The sequence below is a fragment of the Flavobacterium sp. 9 genome (genome assembly GCF_002754195.1).
Lineage (GTDB): Bacteria > Bacteroidota > Bacteroidia > Flavobacteriales > Flavobacteriaceae > Flavobacterium.
On sequence record NZ_PEEU01000001.1, the window covers coordinates 6,005,802 to 6,024,683 of the forward strand.

Genomic DNA, 18,882 nt, shown 5'->3' on the forward strand with positions numbered 1-18,882 from the left:
TAAATTATTATGAAAAAAGCTGTTTTGATACTGTTAGTTAACTGTGTTTTCTTTCAGGGACTTCATGCTCAAGCTAAGCAGCGAAAGGAATTACTTCTGCAAATTGCTGCTCTAAGAATTTACGCGGACTATGCTAAAAAAGGGTATACTGCGGTTAAAAAGGGACTTCATTTCATCAGTGACTTGAAAAATGGTGAAGTTGATCTGCACAAAGATTATTTCCACTCTTTGGAATCAGTGAACCCCCGAATTAAGAACTATGGGAAAATTGCCTCAATTATTTCTTTGCAGATTAGTATTATCAGGATTTACAAAAATACCTGCCGAGAACTGCAAAACAATGATTTATTCCATGGTGATGAACTGGATTATGTAGAGAGAACTTTTGACCGGCTGCTCGAACACTGCAGTGATTCCCTGGAACAACTGTATGTACTTACGACAGATTCAAAGCTTGAATTACAAGATCAGGAACGGTTAGCACGAATTGACAATTTACATATAGAAATGATGGATGACTATGTCTTTTGCCAAGCCTTTAGCAGAGAAGCAAAAATGTTGGCCAGATCGAAGATGAGAGAGCGCAATGATATAAAAAAAGTGGAAGATTTGAATGGTTTAAATTCAGAATGATTATGAAAAAGATACTTATTACTATTTCTTTTTTTATGTTCCTTTCAATTTATAATGTAAGGGCGCAGTCCCAGGAAATTCAGCAACTGATTTTGAATATTGAAAAGCTTACTCAGTTCAAGCAGATATTGAAGGACATGAAGAAAGGTTATGAAATTCTAAACGGAGGATACAATGCGGTTAAAGACATCTCAGAGGGAAACTTCACACTTCACAAAACTTTTTTAGATGCCCTGATGCAGGTCAGTCCCACGGTGAGAAAGTATAAAAAGATTGAGCAAATTATCAATTACCAGATTCTTTTGGTAAAAGAAAGTAAAAAAGCATATTCCCGGTTCGCAGGTGCCAAAAACTTCTCTCAAAAGGAACTGGATTATTTTGAGAAAGTCTACGGCAATTTATTGCGGCAAAGTCTCCGTAATCTGGATGAACTCACCCTTGTTATTACGGCTGATAAATTGAGAATGTCTGATGATGAAAGGCTCTCAGCTATTGATAAAATCTATATTCAGATGGAAGATAAAGTACGATTCCTGAGGGCTTTTAATACTTCTTCCAATATTCTGGCACTACAGAGATTAAAAGAATCCAACGATGTAAAAACATCTAAAGAAATACATAATCTAAAAAACTAGTTGAGATGAGCTTACTAAAATTAAATAGCAAAATTTTTCTTGTTGCTGTTATCACGTTATTTCCGGCATCGATGCTCGCACAAAGCATAGGTTATGAGATGAATAGTCTTCATGGTATATTAGATAAACTGTATGACGAAATGATGCCTCTGTGCAGTGGTCTTATGTCGGTGGGTCAGGGAATTGCAGGATTTGGGGCAATTTGGTATATCGCATCCAGGGTTTGGAGACATATTGCCAACGCGGAACCAATTGATTTTTATCCTCTTTTCAGGCCTTTTGTTATCGGCTTTTGTATCATGATATTTCCTTCCGTGCTTTATTTGATAAATGGAGTAATGAAACCTACTGTTACTGCCACTGCATCAATGGTAGAAGGCTCAAATAAGGCCATCGCTCTTTTGCTGCAAAAGAAAGAGGAGGCTATAAAGACGACAGATGCATGGCAGATGTATGTTGGAGAGTCAGGAACCGGAAATCAGGACAGATGGTATAAATATACACATGATAATGCAGATCCGGCAGATGAAGGAATGATTGCGGGTGTTGGTACTGCTATTAAATTCGCGATGGCAAAGCAGTCCTATAACTTCAGAAACTCAATAAAGGAGTTTATGAGCGAAGTCTTACGGGTTCTTTTTGAGGCAGCTTCACTGTGTATTGATACTTTGCGAACTTTTCAGCTGGTGGTACTTTCTATTTTAGGTCCACTTGTATTTGGGATTGCTGTATTTGATGGTTTCCAGCATACTCTTACCGTGTGGCTGGCTAGGTATATAAACATATTCTTGTGGCTTCCGGTGGCTAACATATTTGGAAGTATTATTGGGAAAATTCAGGAAAAGATGCTTGAGCTGGATCTTTCTCAGATTTCAGATTCCGGGGATACATTTTTCAGTACTACAGATATCGCCTATTTAATTTTTATGATAATAGGTATCGTGGGGTATTTTACAGTCCCATCTGTTGCAAATTACATAGTTCACGCCGGTGGAGGAGGAGCGCTAGGTCAGAAAGTAACAAGTTTATTTGGTGGCTCAACAAGCTCTGTAATTAGAAGTTCGTCACAGGGTGCAGGAATGGTTTTAGATGCAATGGGTGCTGCTGATAGCAGAATGACAAAAAACATGGCTGCTACTGCAGGCAGCAGTCCCTATTTTGTGGATAAAGGAAATTATATGAGCGATAAGCTTAAAGGAAATTCAAAGTAATCTAAAAAGAGCAAATCATGTTTACTAAAATGAGAAATATTGAATCTGCATTTCAGTATGTAAGAAGGTTTACAATGCTGGTTATTGTAGGATGTATAATAATTTGCTGTTATACCCTTTATAAAAGTTTTGAATCAATTGGCATGATGCAGGATCGGGTATATATTTTAGCCAATGGCAAAGCATTGGAAGCATATTCTTCAGATCGGAAGGATAATGTAATAGTGGAAGCAAGGGATCATGTAAAAACTTTTCACAAATTATTTTTCACACTTGATCCTGATGATAAAGTGATAAAACTAAATGTTACTAAGGCACTTTACCTAGCTGATGAAAGTGCTAAGCGTACTTATGACGACCTAAAGGAAAATGGATTTTATGCCAGTATTATTTCAGGAAATGTAAGTCAAACCATTACGGTAGACAGTGTAGCCATTAACATCGATGCTTATCCATATCAGTTTAAGTGTTACGGGAAGCAGAATATTATTCGTACTACGAGCATTGTAAACAGAACTCTTATCACAGAAGGCATTTTAAGGAATGTTTCGAGAAGTGATAACAATCCTCATGGATTTTTGATTGAGAGATTGACTACTCTTGAAAATCGAGATTTAAGTGTCGAAAATCGGAAATAATATTATGTGGTCACTTTTCAAAAAGCGCAGTCCTCCTGTAATAACTGAAAACCAAGGAGAGAATCCATTTTATGAATTTTTAAACCGGTATTATTTACTTGTACAATCTAAGTGGGTTAATAAAATGAACTCACTCACCGCAGGCCTATCTCGACGAGGGTTGATATACTTACTTTTCCTATTTGTCATTCTTCAGGTGCGATAAGTATTTATATCATGTATCGAGGTTTAAATAGTCATTCATTAGCAACATTCCAAGTCAGTTCTAGTGCAAAAGTAATCCAAGTGAAGTAATTGATTCGTCAGTTTTTTTAAGGTTTGAACTTGGTTATGTCTGCTTTTGTATCCGGTTAGGATAGAAAACATCCTTTCGGATAATCAATTATTAAAAACTAAATTTTAAAAACAAAGTGATGGAAGAAAAATCTATAACAATGAAAGAACTAAAAAAACGTAGAATGCTAATAGTGCTCCCTTTATTGACACTGCCCTTTATAACCTTTTTGTTTTGGTCTTTAGGCGGAGGAAAAGCACAGGAAGATATTCTTGAAAATAAACAAAAAGCTGGGTTTAACATTGACCTTCCTTTACCTCGGTTAAAAGAAGACTCCGCCTTGAATAAAATGAGTTATTATGAAATAGCGGTTATGGATTCTTTAAAGCTGCAAGATGAAATCAGGAATGATCCTAACTATTCCGATAATTTGGTTTCCAGCGATAGTTTAATTCATGATGATTATACTCTAAAAAGCAATAACAAACTTCGCAATATTTCTTCGAAAAATGAAAATGAAGTGAAAGTATATGAAAAACTGAAAGCGCTACAAAAGGCCATCAGGAAGCCGGCGGAGGGAAATGAAAATACCCACGATATGCGCGAATTTCAGAACTATGCTTCATCGGACAGTAATGAAGATGAAGTCAGAGGGTTGGAACGTATGATGACAATTATGAATACTCCTCAGGAGCCTGATCCTGAATTAAAACAACTAGGAGGTATGTTGGAGAATATTCTGGATATTCAGCATCCTGAACGGGTTGAAGAAAAGTTAAAACAGTCTTCACTGGATCAGAAAGTTAAAGTATTCACGGTGCAGAAAATGGAAGGATATCAAAATTTTCATATTTCTTCACTAGAAAATAATATCAAAACCCCACAGTTAAACAACAATTCATTTTACTCTTTAGATGAAAACCATAGTTTCAATTTTCAGCAAAATGCAATCGAAGCAGTAATTCACGAAACGCAGACCATAGTAAATGGATCGACAGTAAAAATAAGAATATGTAATTCCATTATTATCAATGGGATTCAAATTCCTAAAAATGTATTTGTATTTGGGGCTGCTACTTTAAAAGGGGAAAGACTAGAGATAATGGTCAATACAATTAAATATGGCAATACTATTTTTCCAGTGGCTTTAAAGGTATTTGATATGGATGCCATAGACGGAATTTATATTCCAGGTGCGATTTCCCGTGATGTAGCTAAATCTTCTGCTGATCGTTCTATGCAAGCTGTTAATTTTTCGGGCTTAAATGATTCCTGGACAGGTCAGGCAGCGGGGATGGGAGTAGAAGCGGCTAAAAGTTTACTTAGTAAAAAAGTGAAATTAATTAAAGTGGTGGTCAAAGCAGGTTATCAGGTACTGCTTTGTGATGAAAAGGACTTGAAATAACAAAAAAAAGAAAACATGAAAAAGATTAAACTAGGGTTAATAACCAGTGCACTGCTGAGTTTTGTTTTTGCATACTCACAAACGGTGGAGAGAAGTATTTCGGATTTTATAACAGTAGGTTTTTCTAAAACGACAAGTATTGTATTTCCGTATTCAATTGCAAGTGTTGATAGAGGAAGTCAGGAAGTTTTGGTTCAGAAAGCGAGCGGCTCAGACAATATCTTACTTGTAAAGGCGGCTAAACAAAATTTTTCAGAAACAAATCTGACGATTGTTACCTCAGATGGAAGGCTACATTGTTTTGTGCTTCAATATGATGATCAGTCGCCGATGCTGAATATTGTAATAGATGACCATGATACTGTTCAAGGTAAAGTTTTATTAACTGATGAAAGTAAGAATCAACAGCAGATTCAGCAATATGCTACTCTGGCTTTAATGAAAAGCAATGAAGTTAAAGGTTTGAAGACAAAGAGATTTACAGTAAAACTTGAAGTGACAGGGATTTTTATTCATCAGGACGTGATGTACTTCAGAATAAAACTAAGCAATTCTTCAAGGATCAATTATGAGATTGAACAGATGCGATTGTTTATTCGAGACCAAAAGAAATCTAAACGGACAGCCTCACAGGAGATTGAAGTTATACCGCTTTACACATGTAATTATAATGCAAAAATAGCCTCTGAATCTGAGATGAGCTTTATTGTAGCTGCATCGAAATTTACGATCCCAGAAAACAAATATTTAGCAATTCAATTCAATGAGAAAAATGGAGGAAGACATATTGATCTTTCTGTAAAGGACAGGGATCTCCTGATGGTTGAAATACTTAATAGCAATTAATAATTTAAAATCTAAAATCATGAACGAGAAAAATTTAGAATTTTTAAAAGACCAAGTTCAATACACGGGATTCGGCAATTCAATGGAAAATGTTTTACGAGAAAACTTATTGAAAGGTGAAAAGGAGTTTAAAATAAATCATGAACTAAAATTTGGAAGTGATACCATAGGTACAACTTTGAATTTTAAAAAATCAGATCAGAGCGACATTTATTTTTTTAACTCGTATCAGGTCAATCTTCACAAAGATGATTCGAAAGAAGCATTGCAGCAGACTTTTTACATTAATAAAAGCAATAATATTACAGCTAAAGAAGCTTATAATTTAATGGAGGGCAGATCTGTTAACAAGGATTTAAAAAACAAAGAAGGAGAAGTTTATAATGCTTGGATTAAATTGGATTTTAAAGAATCGGATACCTCTGGCAACTTTAAAATTAATCATTACCATCAAAATTATGGCTATGATCTTGAGGCAAGTTTACAAAAGCATCCTATAAAAGAGTTAGAAAATCCGCAGTACAAAGAAGATCTATTAAATTCTCTTAAAAAGGGTAATCTACAGTCAGTAACATTTGTTATGGGTGATACGGAAAAGAAACAATTTGTAGAAGCTAATCCGCATTTTAAAACCGTAAACGTTTACGATGGCAGTATGCAAAGAATAAATACTCGTGAACATAAAGATCAAAAGCAAACTGAGTCTGAGCAAAACTCAAAGGGTAAGGAGGTTAAACAGAACAATGATGCTGATTCAGATGCACCAGATTCCGGTCAGAAAAACAATACTCGAAAAAAAAAGCATAGTAAATCAATATAGAAAATGGAAAGTTTAAAACCCTTATCAGATTTCTTTTTAGCCATTAAGAATGATTATCGTATCAGTACTACGCATATAGCCATTTATGCGGCATTACTCCAGTACCGAATAGATAAGGGTTTTATTAATCCTATTGAGGTATACAGGCATGAAGTAACTCCTATTGCAAAAGTTTCTTCGGCATATACCTATCATAAATCCGTCCGTGAATTAAGTGATTATGGATATATAAAATATGAACCTTCTAATAAAAAGACACAGGGCAGTAAAATTTACTTCTTAGAGAGTTGATGTATCTATTAGTTATTCAATTAAACAAAAGCCCTATAAAGGGCTTTTGTTATAATATAAAAGTATGAGCAATGGAAGATGAAAAGGAAACCAATAGAGGGAAAATAACCCCAGAGAAAGCTATGCAAATGTTAAACTCTGAGGGTATGAATGTTACAATTGAAGAAGCAACTGAAATTTTGCTATTTTTACGAAAATTGGCCCATGCGGTCGTATCAAAATTTTTAGAATCATGAGTATTATTGCAGATTTATACATTCGGGTGAGTACAGACGAACAGGCTGAAAAGGGCTATTCACAAAGAAATCAGGAAGAAGTCCTGCGCAAGTACTGTTCAATAAACTATATCGAAGTGCGTAATGTTATTTATGAAGATCATTCAGCGAAAACCTTTAATAGACCTCAGTGGAATAAACTACTTCTTAATTTTAAAAGAGAGAAAAATAAATGTGATTTTGTTTTATTTACAAAATGGGATAGGTTCAGTAGGAACGCAGGAGATGCATATCAAATGATAGGCATATTGAGAAAGTTCGGTGTGGAACCTCAAGCGATTGAACAACCTCTTGATTTATCCATTCCGGAAAACAAAATGATGCTTGCTTTTTACCTTGCTGCTCCTGAAGTAGAAAATGACAGACGAGCGTTGAATACTTTTCATGGAATGAGGAGAGCTAAAAAAGAAGGAAGATACATGGGGACTGCACCTTTTGGTTATGCTAATAAGTCAAAAGAGGACGGAACTAAATATATTGCTCTTGTAGAGCCCGCAGCATCTGTAATGAGATGGATTTTTGAAGAAATTGCAAGGGGAGTGTTTAATACTGAGCAGGTTTATCATCTTGCTTGCAAAAGAGGATTTAAAAGAACCAAAAGCAATATGTGGGGATTAATTCGTAATCCAATTTATTATGGTAAAATTTTTGTGCCAAAATATAAAGATGAAGAAAGTATATTAGTTACAGGACAGCATGAACCTTTAATTTCTGAAGGACTTTTTTATAACGTTCAGGATATTTTAGATGGCAAATCTCGTATATACAGACCAAAAATCAAGACAGTTGTAGAATTTCCTCTTAGAGGATTTTTTATATGTCCAAAGTGCCAAAAAAATCTTCAGGGAAGTAAGTGTAAAGGCAGACACAAGTACTATTACTATTACCATTGTGAATCTCAGTGTAAATTTAGAATTAACGCTGAAACTGCTAATGAGTTATTTATTGAAAATTTCAAAAAATATCAACCAATACCTGAGGTTAAAAAATTATACAGCTCTGTTTTGTATGAAACTCATCGAGAATTAGCTAATAATGCTGGTGAACAAAAAAAGAGGCTTTTGGAGCAGATAAAAGATTATGAGCTAAGATTGACAAATGCTAGAGATCTGTTGTTGACATCAAAAATTGATCCTGATGATTATAAGCTTATGAAAGAAGACTATGGTGTACGAATTACAAACCTTGAGAGAGAATTTTCAACCATTGCAAAAGACAAGCATAGCATTGAAGCCCTACTGAATAAAGGGATTGACAATCTGATCAAGATAAATCAGGCTTATTTAGATATGGATTTATCAGATTCTCGTGTCTTAATTGGTTTGGTTTACCCTGAAAAATTCACAATTCGAGAAAATAAAATACAAACCGCTAGAGTGAACAAAATTGTAGAGTCTATCTATTTGATTAACAAGGAATTGGAGGGTAAAAAAAATGGGACAAAAGATGATTTTTATCTTTTGTCCCGTAGAGTGACCTCGACTGGATTCAAACCAGTAACCTTCTGAGCCGTAATCAGATGCGCTATTCAGTTGCGCCACGAGGCCTTTTTTGTTATCAATTCAGCTATTTTTTGTAGCTTTGTTGATTGCTTATTGCGGGTGCAAAGATAGGAAGAAATGTGAGATAAACAAGAGAAAAATAACATAAAATTAAAAAAAAATGCAGTTAGAAAAGTATATACGTGATATTCAGGGTTTTCCAAAAGAAGGAATTTTGTTTAAAGATATAACTCCGCTACTAAATAACCCAATTGCGACTAAAGAATGCCTTAAAATTCTAGTTGAATCTCTAAACGGACAAAAAATCGACAAGGTAGTAGGAGCAGAAAGTCGTGGCTTTTTCTTCGGAATGTTGTTGGCGCAGGAATTAAATGCAGGTTTTATTCCCGTAAGGAAACCAAAAAAGTTACCGTATGAAACAATTTCTGCGTCATATGAATTAGAATATGGCACAGACAGCTTAGAAATGCACACAGACGCAATAAAAAAAGGAGACAGGGTTTTAATCCATGACGATGTTTTGGCGACAGGAGGGACCGCAAAAGCAGTTTGTGAATTGGTAGAGAAATTAGGCGGCGAAATTGTGCAATGTAATTTCCTTATGGAATTAAGCTTCCTTAACGGAAGAGAAAAAATCAAGGAAAATCCAATTTTTGCTGCAATAACGTATTAAGCAAAATCAGAATAATCAAAAAACAAAATTGTCTTAGTTATTTTAAACTAAGACAATTTTATGTTTTATAGCATATAATACTAAACCTATTCGGGTTTTGATTTCTAGTTTATCGAATAAACATTCTCGATAACCATCAATTGTTTTGGGACTTAAACACATTTCTGAGGCAATCTCCTTGTATGTTTTTTCGGTGCAGGCGTGTTTTATAAAAATGATTTCTTTGTCCTTCAAATTGATTTTAGTCGAATCACTGTTGGCTTTTTTGACTAACATTCCGGATACCAATTCGGTAAAATAAAAACCTTTTTCGATAACAGATGTAATACCAGTTCTAAAAATTTCAGGAGATGTGTCTTTAAGGAGATAACCTTTGGCACCATTGGTCAGCATTTTAATAATGACTTCTTCGTCATCATTTACAGATAAAGCGATTACTTTAAGTGAAGGTCTGTTTTCTTTAATCCATTTCATGGCGCTTAAACCATCTAAAACAGGCATATTTACATCCAACAAAATTAAATCAACTTCTAAGTCGACGTTTTCCTGTAAGTACGAAATGAATACTTTTCCGTTTTCAAAGCGATTAATTACTTCAAAATCTTTAAAACTATTGATCAAAAGTTCTAGTGATTGTGAGAATAATAAATGGTCATCTACAATAATAATTTTGTTTTTAGGTTTCATCGGGTTCAGTTAAAGGATATTCTAGTGTTACAGCGGTTCCAGACGAATCTGAATTCATAATTAATGTTGCACCAATTAATTTGGCTCTCAATTTCATGTTGTTTAAACCAATTCCTGAATTTGTTTGAAGCGGATCATAACCAATTCCGAAATCTTTAATTTTTAGACAAAATAAATCATCGGTTGTATTGATATTTACTTCAAACAAATCGCTGTGCGAATGTTTTAAACTATTGTGCAATGCTTCTTGAAAAATTCGGTAAATAAACAAATCATGTTCCTCGCAAATACGAGGAATTTCGCCTGAAAGAGTATATTTATATTGAATTTTCTTAAGCTTCTTTATTCGCTCTAAATCCTGTTTAATGGCTTCGATAAAATTGCTTTGCAGTAAGTTGTCTTTATTTATAATTCGGGACAAAATTCTTATTTCGTCCAGAGATTTGGCTAAAATTTCTTTAAGATCACGCAGTTCATTTGGTTGAATTGCCTTCTCATTATTGATATGCATATTTAGTTGCATAATTCCAACAGAGATTATTTGGCCTATATTGTCGTGTAGTTCTTTGCTGATTTCAGAGAGCGTCTGATCCTTTATTTCTATTCGGGTTTTTACTAATTCGGACTGAAAATAAAGCTCAGATTCCATTTTATCAACCAGATAGCTATTTTTTTTCTTCAAAAAGTAAAAGAATATAACAAGCAAAGTCACAAGTAAAGTTAAGAAAACAATACCTAATGAGATGACTAATAATTGTATTTCTTTTCGCTCCATATAAATCCAATTATAAAACAACTATGCGCCAGAAAATTCAGGATAAACAAAACCAAACTAAATATGGATTCGTCTTGTCTTATTAAAAACCAGTTGATTGCCAGCATAAAAGGCAAAAATGGCACATGAAATACCAGAATACCTAAGATGTACCAAAAAAAAACTGATTTTTTGAAATTTAATATTTTGTCTGAATTGAAAATCTCTACCAAATATAAGCAAGATAATATCATAACTAACAGAACTCCAATTGCAAAGCTATAAATAAATGAATGATTAACGTTCTCTTTGAAGTACCAAATATTTAGAAAAAAAGAAGCGATAAACAATATCAAAAATATATAACCAGCAAATTTGTAGGAGCGATTTAATAAAATGCTGCGAATTAGTAGTATATAGGCAGAAAAACTTACGAACATATAGAAATTATAAACATAATAGTTTAATAAACCTGTCCATTGCGTAAAGTAGTAGCCGACTATTTCTATTAATACGGAGAACCAAATTAAAACAACTAAAAATTTAGCTTTTTTACCAGGCAGTTTGTTCAGTGAGAACAAACCAATAATACCTGATAATAAAGCTAAATAGACGATATAAGATCTTAAAAATTCAAACATAATTTTTTTTAATATGTTAAGCTAGGTGGTCTTCCAATATTTCCATAATTCATTGGTGAAAGAGTTTCTACGTCGCTTGAGGTTTGTTCTTGAACCAAAGCAAAACTTTGCACTTTTGCAATGGAAGTTACTGTTTTCTTTCCGGTTGGCACCAAAAATAATGTGGTTAATCCGGCTTTTTCTCCGTGTTTTTCATCATTTGGATAAACTCCAAAATAAAAACGGATACCATCTACTGTATAACCATCTTCTAATCCTTGAGTTTTTATATAATGAATGTAGTTTTCCAGTTCTTCTAAGGAATACCAAATCGCATTTGCATCTTCTTTTTTAGCAGCTTTGGCAGCCAGACCAGCTCTTGTTTTATTATAATTCTGATTCAGTTGTTTAGCGAATTCCTTAGTAATTAACTGACTCGGTTTTGCAGGTGGATTTTTCATGACTTTTAGTTTTTATTGGTTGGTTAAAAAATTAGTTTATTGAATACTTTAAAATATTCATGCCAAAATTATTTCAATCGTTTCATCAGAACAAGGGTGAAAACACCCTTTTTTGGTTTGGTAAATTTGTTTCATGTTTTCTTTATTTCAAGTTTCAGGTTTTCTTTAGATTGAACATAATTTTACCGCAAAGTTCGCAAAGATTTACGCAAAGGACATTACACAAAGCTTTGCGAAACTTTGCGTAAATCTTTGCGAACTTTGCGGTTAAGTAAAACATTCCAACAACTTTAAACCTGAAACAAAGAAAACCTGAAACAAACATTAAAAAAAAGAAAAACCCGACAAGTCCTAAGAACCAGTCGGGTTTATATATTATAAAAGAAGTTGTTTTTATCTTAAAACAGCTCCAATTTCAGTCTCAAAAGTTTGTTGTAATTTCGACATGATTTTATCAATTTGAGAATCGGTAAGTGTTTTAGTATTGTCCTGAATAGTGAAACTCAAAGCATACGATTTTTTACCTTCCGGAAGTTTATCACCTTCGTAAACATCAAATAAATTAACGTCTTTTAAGAGCGTTTTCTCCGTTTGTTTAGCCAAATTATAAATACGCTCATAAGTTGTACTTTGATCGATCAATAAGGCTAAATCTCTACGAACTTCCGGGTATTTAGGAATTTCGGTATATTTGATTTTTCCGGTAATAATTTTCAGAACTAAATCCCAGTTGAAATCAGCATAATAAACATCTTGTTTGATTCCGAAATGTTTCAATATCGATTTTTTAACCACACCCATTTCAACCAAGGTATCGTTGTTGTAGCAAATCGCAGTTCCTTCTGAGAAAATATCAGATTGTACCGGAGCATTTGAGATTTTTTCAATTCCTAAACGAGTAAGAATTCCTTTTGCATATCCTTTCAATAAAAAGAAATCAGTTAATTTTTGAGGATTTGTCCAGCTTTCTTTGTTTCTGTTTCCAGAAATTAATAAAGTAAGGTGTTTGTGCTCTTCGTAACCGTTAAGGTATTTATGGTATGATTTTCCGAATTCGAATAATTTCAAATCAGAATTTCTTCTGTTAATGTTATAAGAGATTGCTTCTAAACCAGAAAACAACAAAGATTGACGCATTGTTGCCAAATCACTACTTAAAGGATTCAGCATCGTAACATTATGTTCTTCTTTTAAAGTAGTCGATAATTTTGCATAAGCCGCTGTTGTCAACGAGTTTGCCATCATTTCGTGAAATCCTTGCGAATTCAATTGTCCTGCAATTACATTCTGAACTTTATAATCTTCAGTTCTTGGAGAATTAGCAACTGTTGCATTGAATTTTTTAGAGAATTCGATGTTGTTATAACCGTAAACTCTTAAAATTTCTTCGATTACATCAATTTCACGTTGAACATCAACACGATAAGCCGGAATTGTTAAGCCTAAACCTGAATCAGAAACACTATTGACTTTAATATCTAAAGAAACTAATATTTTCTTAATTGTATCTTTTGGAATTTCTTGTCCGATGATTTTCGAAACGTGACTGAAATTCAATAAAACAGAGAAATCTTCTACTTTTTTAGGATAAACTTCAACAACATCAGATGTTAGTTTTCCACCAGCAACTTCCTGAATCAAAAGTGCTGCACGTTTTAACGCATATTCCGTAATTGTTGGGTCAATTCCTCTTTCAAATCTAAAAGAAGCATCTGTATTTAATCCGTGGCGTTTTGCTGTTTTACGAACACTTACAGCGTCAAAATAAGCACTTTCTAAGAATATAGAAGTTGTTCCTTCAGTCACACCAGATTTTTTCCCACCAAAAACACCTGCAATACAAAGCGGTCCTTTTTCGTCACAAATCATTAAATCTTCTTTGTGCAATGTTCTTTCGACATCATCCAAAGTGGTGAATTTTGTGCCTTCCGGAAGTGTTTTTACGATAATTTTTCCGTTGATTTTTGCAGCATCAAACGCGTGCAAAGGTTGTCCTAATTCATGCAAAACATAATTAGTAACGTCAACAATATTATTTTTTGGAGTTAATCCAATAGCTTTCAAACGATCTTGTAACCAGCTTGGAGATTCATGAACAGAAATTCCAGAAATGGTAACACCGCAATATCTAGGCGCCAATAAAGGTTCCTCAACATTAACGTCAATTTTTAAAGTACGCATTTCAACTCTGAAATTACTTACAGATGGCGTAATCAATTCGATATTAACACCACGTTGAAGCATTCCTGCTCTTAAATCACGTGCAGTACCAAAATGGCTCATTGCATCGGCACGATTTGGCGTTAATCCAATTTCGAAAACTTCATCATTAGCAATCTGAAAAACCTCAGAAGCAGCTGTTCCCGGTACCAAAGCATCATCAAGAACCATGATTCCGTCGTGGCTTGTACCTAAACCTAATTCATCTTCGGCACAAATCATTCCGTGGCTTTCCATTCCGCGAATTTTTCCTTTTTTAATGGTAAATTCACCACCGTCTTTATCATATAAAATGGTTCCAATAGTTGCAACAGGCACTTTTTGTCCGGCAGCAACATTTGCAGCACCGCAAACAATTTGTATAGGCGCTTCCTGACCAATATTTACAGTCGTAACTCTTAATCTGTCAGCATCAGGGTGTTTTTCGCAAGTAAGTACGTGTCCTACAACAACTCCTTCTAAACCGCCTTTAATCGATTGGTATTTTTCGACAACTTCAACTTCCAGTCCTAAATCTGTAAGTAATTCTGAAGTTTGCTCCGATGTCCAGTCTGTTTTGATGAACTGTTTTAACCAGTTGTAAGATATTTTCATGTGTAACTTTATTATTCTTGTATGAGGATACAAATATAAGGATTGCGTGTTGTAGTAAGAAACAATTTATTTGGTTTTTTTAAGGGTATTTTAATCTGTTGAAAATTAATTATTTCTGATTTTTATTCATTTTAGAATCATTATTTTATGAATTAGACATAAAATGAAACTAGTAGGGATTAATATGGTTTTTTAACTGAAAAAAAATAACAAGAAAGAAAAGCTTAAGCTAATTATAAAACTTTAAAATAAGATAAAATGTAGTCATTAAGACTTTGTAACGAAGTTAATAGATCTTGCAGCTGCATTTTTCGCTATTTTCATTTAATAAAGTATAGGTCAGCAAAAAGGTGTGTGTACCATTGTTGTAACGGCTGAACTTGGTTATGGATTGATCGTAAGCGTAACCAACTTTGAAATTATCAAACAAACGAACTCCAAAAAGAAGCCCAACACTTGAATTGTAGTCAAAATTTAAACTGGCGATATATTTTTCATACCAATTGAGGTTAAGAGAAGTTAGAACACTAATTGGAGCGCCTTCTGTAACTCTGACTAAAGCTGCAGGAGTTAAGGTAACGTCTCGTCGCAGTTCAAATTTATAGCCAGTATTGAGGTAATAATTGTTTTTACTTTTCGAAAGAGTACTAGAATTATTAGCATTATAATATTTTGAAACCAATAGATTAGGAGTTGAAAGTCCGATAAAAAATTTATCTGAATACAAGTTCAGTCCCAGTCCTAATATGAATGATAAATTGTTCTCAAAATTTGAATTAAAAACTTGTTCGCCAGGTTGGTAAACATCTAGCTGATTGATGTCGACTTTATAAGAATGTAATCCGCTTTTTAGTCCCAACGCCAGTTTGTATTCGTCATTTACATCAATGTAATAAGCAAAATTTCCTTCAATATTATATTCTCTTGCCGGACCAATAGCATCATGATACAAACTTAAGCCAAGTCCAATTTTATTATATGGTAATTTTGTATCTACAGATAAATATTGCGTTTTTGGAGCGCCATCAAATCCATACCATTGACTGGAATAAATTCCTGCTACATTTAATCCGTCAGCTGCGCCTGCAAAAGCTGGATTATAAATCAAAGGATTATAATTAAAGATGGATAATTTAGAGTCGTTTTGTGATCTTGCTATTAATGATAAAAGGAAGACTCCAGCAAAAACTATTATTTTTTTTGATTTGCTATTCATTGTTGCTGATATAGAGAAAACCTTTTTGTGAATTATTTTCTGATGAAATGTTCTTTTTAAAATTTATTACATAAAAATAGGAACCGGTTGGAAGTTTTTTACTTTTTTGAAATACTTCTCCGGCGTTTGCTTCGCCATAAAAATAATTCTCATTTACGCCATATTTTGCGGTACGATAAACCAACTGACCAAAACGATTATAAATTTCGACAGTATTCTCAGGAAAGAATTCTATGTTTTTTACAACAAAGTGATCGTTTAAATTATTTCCGTCAATTGTAATTGAATTAAAAACCACTAATTGACATGGAACTACGGAAACCAAAATAGCAGCTCTTTTTGCACTTTCACAATTGGTTTTAGAATCAGATATAGAAGCATAATAGGTAGAACCATTTCTAATAGGAGTATTTTCTGAAAGAGGAATGGTAGCATTTTCTGAATCGTAAAAAATCATTTCAGTATTATTATCTCTCAAAGAACGGATCAATAATTCGTCGTCTAAGCATAATTGTTTCGTATAACTTGCGGGTAAAATATTTGAAGGATCTTCCAGAACAACATTAACTTTCAAGCGCTCTTTACTTTCACATCCTGTTTGCAAATTAGTTTGTGCTGCATAATAAGTAGTATTGGTTAATGCTGTTGATGCAATCAAAGCGTTCGTATCTGTTGGACTTTTAAACCATTTTATTCCATTACCTTTTGCATCTAGATTACTAATTGTCGGTTTGTTAATTGTACAGAAGTATTGAATTGGATCACCAATTGGAGGAGGAAAATTTGATACAGAAGCAGTAAAAGCGATTCGGTTACCTATACAGCCATTATCATATACAGCCGCATAATATGTTGTTTTGTCGACCAAAGGGGTTGAGGCTGCAAGTTCTTCTGCTGATGTTAAAGAACTGAACCATTTTAGATTTTGGCTACCAACATTTATACTGCCAATTGTTGCATTTTGATTGCAGAAATTTTGGTCCGCATTTAAAACAGGTTCTAAAATAGGATTATTATTGATTGAAATAGGTTCGCTAAAATTAAAGGTACATCCGCTTTCGCTCGTGGCTGTTAAATTTACAATATATCGTCCGGAATTTGTATAAACATGTTTAGGAGACTTTTCTATTGAAGTTGATCCATCACCAAAATCCCAATTCCATTTTACATTTGTTTCAGTTGTAATAGACTGATTTTCAAAAACTATTGGATTGGACGTAATTTGAGATGTATTACAAGATGTTATTGCTTCAAATAGAGGAGTAATTTTTGTTGGTTTTGTTAGTATTATCTCAATTTTTGATTCACAAACATTAGAATTACTATAAGCGGTCATCGTACATTCAAAAATTGCGCCCTCAGGATAATCTGCCACCGGTAAAGATGTTGTTGATGAGTTTGTACCGACTGGTTTTCCTAAATAAGTCCAAAGATATTTGCTGAATCCATATGGAGCGATTAAATCAAAGTTTAGGTTATTTGAACATACTTTTAAATCAGCTTTTAATTTATTGCATCTCGCTGAAATATAGGCATAGCCAAAATGCTCTTTTAAAGCACAATCTTTTGTAGTGAATTCGATCTTTACAGTGGTTCCAATATAAGCAGATAAGTTCACGCCAACTGTTTTCCAGTCGACCCATTTTACAATCCTTGTACGGTGTGTTTTAGGATCTATGTAATCATAAGTATTAAAATTTTGCCCAGGTTGACCAGCATAGACATTATAATCGCCACATAATGGATCAATAGTTTGACCATTTACATCTGTAATTGTAACACTAAATTGAGGCTGTTCTTTTGGGGTATGATCAGGGTCTTCAACGACAACAGCATATTTGTATAAAAAAATGCTGTTTTCAGGTGTAACATTCATGGAATAAATTAGCACTTCTGTCTCAGCGCCCGCAGACTCATTTCCTAGTTTTGCAGCAAATTTTTCTCCTGGCGGTATTGTAGCCAGCATATTACCGGTCCTTGGATCTAATGTAGATTCAGTTATGATTGTCTGTCTGGTTTCTTTGAAACCTTTATCTTTTTTAGGACGATTGTACGTACCGGTATAACCTTCCCATCCAGAAAAAGTTCCTGCTGAAAAATCCGAATTATAGCATTCAGACTGACTGAATCCTAAATTTACAAATAGAATAAATAGTAAAAAGAAGTTTTTGTTTAGCATATATTTTACTAATTTATTAAAATTATAAAATATATCAAGATAATTAAGAGTTGTTTTTAATTAAATCAGTTCTTCGACGTGTTTTTTGATGTTTTCCGCAATCTTCTTTGTCGGTAAATCATTTTCATCATTACCAAACGGATCTTCGATTTCCTCTGCAATAAGCTCTAAGCTTGCTAATACATAAAAGATAAAAACAACCACCGGAGCCACAAGATATCCTAAACTTATGGAGTAACCAAAAGGCAATGTCATCGTATAAATAAAAATGAATTTTTTTATAAAAGCACTGTAAGAGTAGGGAATAGGTGTGTTTTTTATTCGCTCGCAAGCACCGCAAATATCTGTAAATGCTTGTAATTCGTCGTTTAAAATTATAAGTTGTTCTCCGCTAATTTTTTTTGCATCATACAAATCATTGATTTTATGAAACATCATTCTCTTGATCTGATTTGGCTTGTGTTTATGATGATCAATTTCTAAATCTACATCATCAAAAAGCTGTTTGCTGGTATCTTCATCATGAAGATGTTTGTGTAAAATTGCAGCATATGCAGGAATAAATTTTCTAAAGAATTTACGATCATTTTCATCCTTTAACATTGCTGAAAGTTTAATCGCAAGATTGCGACTATTGTTTACAAGACCACCCCATAATTTACGGCCTTCCCACCAACGATCATAAGCGGTATTGGTTCTGAAAACAAGCAACAACGAAATTACAAATCCCAACATTCCGTGCATTACCGGAATATTATGGATGTAATCATTTTTACCAACTTTGAAATAAGAAACTTCAAGATATCCGATAAGGGAAGAATAAATTCCGATGGCAATCATTATCGGAAACAATTTTCTAACAGTATCTGATTTGTGAAAATGGAAAATAAAAGTAAACCAATCTTTGGTATTATATGAGATCATTTATATTTGTTTTGAAACAAATTT

The 18,882-nt window shown here is 33.6% G+C and carries 18 protein-coding genes and 1 tRNA gene; 11 read left to right on the plus strand and 8 right to left on the minus strand.

Annotated elements, in window-relative coordinates:
• Positions 1–9: 9 nt before the first annotated feature.
• From CLU81_RS25065 to CLU81_RS25105, 10 genes are all read left to right on the plus strand, one after another.
• Positions 10–633: a hypothetical protein gene (locus CLU81_RS25065; protein ID WP_099712325.1), complete on the plus strand. Its 624-nt coding sequence runs from the start codon at positions 10–12 to the stop codon at positions 631–633.
• 2 nt (positions 634–635) lie between these two features.
• Complete coding sequence (locus CLU81_RS25070) at positions 636–1,268, plus strand: hypothetical protein (RefSeq protein ID WP_099712869.1); 633 nt, start codon at positions 636–638, stop codon at positions 1,266–1,268.
• A gap of 71 nt (positions 1,269–1,339) precedes the next feature.
• Positions 1,340–2,479 (plus strand): conjugative transposon protein TraJ, encoded by a 1,140-nt coding sequence (gene traJ, locus CLU81_RS25075; protein ID WP_233209786.1) that lies wholly within the window; start codon positions 1,340–1,342, stop codon positions 2,477–2,479.
• A 17-nt stretch (positions 2,480–2,496) separates the two neighbouring features.
• A complete protein-coding gene (gene traK / locus CLU81_RS25080; RefSeq protein WP_099712327.1) occupies positions 2,497–3,117 on the plus strand; it encodes a conjugative transposon protein TraK in 621 nt (206 codons plus the stop codon).
• Between the two features lie 413 nt (positions 3,118–3,530).
• Positions 3,531–4,796 carry a conjugative transposon protein TraM gene (gene traM / locus CLU81_RS25085; RefSeq protein WP_099712328.1) on the plus strand — a complete coding sequence of 422 codons (1,266 nt, stop codon included), beginning with the start codon at positions 3,531–3,533 and terminating at the stop codon, positions 4,794–4,796.
• A gap of 15 nt (positions 4,797–4,811) precedes the next feature.
• Positions 4,812–5,642 carry a conjugative transposon protein TraN gene (traN, locus tag CLU81_RS25090; protein WP_099712329.1) on the plus strand — a complete coding sequence of 277 codons (831 nt, stop codon included), beginning with the start codon at positions 4,812–4,814 and terminating at the stop codon, positions 5,640–5,642.
• 19 nt (positions 5,643–5,661) lie between these two features.
• Positions 5,662–6,462, plus strand: a complete 801-nt coding sequence (locus CLU81_RS25095) for a hypothetical protein (protein WP_099712870.1) — start codon at positions 5,662–5,664, stop codon at positions 6,460–6,462.
• Between the two features lie 3 nt (positions 6,463–6,465).
• Positions 6,466–6,753, plus strand: coding sequence for a hypothetical protein (locus tag CLU81_RS25100; protein ID WP_099712330.1), 288 nt, complete (start codon positions 6,466–6,468; stop codon positions 6,751–6,753).
• Between the two features lie 71 nt (positions 6,754–6,824).
• On the plus strand, positions 6,825–6,989 hold the full coding sequence (locus CLU81_RS26915; protein WP_158235372.1) for a hypothetical protein: 165 nt from the start codon (positions 6,825–6,827) through the stop codon (positions 6,987–6,989).
• Positions 6,986–8,536: a recombinase family protein gene (locus CLU81_RS25105; RefSeq protein ID WP_099712331.1), complete on the plus strand. Its 1,551-nt coding sequence runs from the start codon at positions 6,986–6,988 to the stop codon at positions 8,534–8,536. The genes CLU81_RS26915 and CLU81_RS25105 overlap by 4 nt, the downstream gene beginning before the upstream one ends.
• Here the strand turns inward: CLU81_RS25105 and CLU81_RS25110 are convergent.
• Positions 8,502–8,575, minus strand: a tRNA-Arg gene (locus tag CLU81_RS25110). The genes CLU81_RS25105 and CLU81_RS25110 overlap by 35 nt on opposite strands.
• Before the next feature lie 115 nt (positions 8,576–8,690).
• On the opposite strand from CLU81_RS25110, the gene CLU81_RS25115 reads away from it, so the two are divergent.
• Complete coding sequence (locus CLU81_RS25115; protein ID WP_099712332.1) at positions 8,691–9,203, plus strand: adenine phosphoribosyltransferase; 513 nt, start codon at positions 8,691–8,693, stop codon at positions 9,201–9,203.
• 42 nt (positions 9,204–9,245) lie between these two features.
• Here the strand turns inward: CLU81_RS25115 and CLU81_RS25120 are convergent, their stop codons facing one another.
• The 7 genes from CLU81_RS25120 to CLU81_RS25155 form a co-directional block, all read right to left on the minus strand.
• Entirely contained in the window at positions 9,246–9,890 is a 645-nt protein-coding gene (locus CLU81_RS25120) for a response regulator transcription factor (protein ID WP_099712333.1), read from the minus strand.
• Entirely contained in the window at positions 9,880–10,572 is a 693-nt protein-coding gene (locus CLU81_RS25125) for a sensor histidine kinase (RefSeq protein ID WP_233209772.1), read from the minus strand. Before CLU81_RS25125 ends, CLU81_RS25120 begins: the two co-directional genes overlap by 11 nt.
• 721 nt (positions 10,573–11,293) lie before the next feature.
• Complete coding sequence (locus CLU81_RS25135; protein WP_099712336.1) at positions 11,294–11,725, minus strand: hypothetical protein; 432 nt, start codon at positions 11,723–11,725, stop codon at positions 11,294–11,296.
• 393 nt (positions 11,726–12,118) lie between these two features.
• Positions 12,119–14,539, minus strand: a complete 2,421-nt coding sequence (gene pheT, locus CLU81_RS25140) for a phenylalanine--tRNA ligase subunit beta (RefSeq protein ID WP_099712337.1) — start codon at positions 14,537–14,539, stop codon at positions 12,119–12,121.
• A 286-nt stretch (positions 14,540–14,825) separates the two neighbouring features.
• On the minus strand, positions 14,826–15,755 hold the full coding sequence (locus tag CLU81_RS25145; protein ID WP_099712338.1) for a type IX secretion system membrane protein PorP/SprF: 930 nt from the start codon (positions 15,753–15,755) through the stop codon (positions 14,826–14,828).
• A complete protein-coding gene (locus CLU81_RS25150; RefSeq protein ID WP_099712339.1) occupies positions 15,748–17,934 on the minus strand; it encodes a gliding motility-associated C-terminal domain-containing protein in 2,187 nt (728 codons plus the stop codon). Before CLU81_RS25150 ends, CLU81_RS25145 begins: the two co-directional genes overlap by 8 nt.
• 60 nt (positions 17,935–17,994) lie before the next feature.
• Entirely contained in the window at positions 17,995–18,858 is an 864-nt protein-coding gene (locus CLU81_RS25155; protein WP_099712340.1) for a bestrophin family protein, read from the minus strand.
• Positions 18,859–18,882 lie beyond the last annotated feature (24 nt).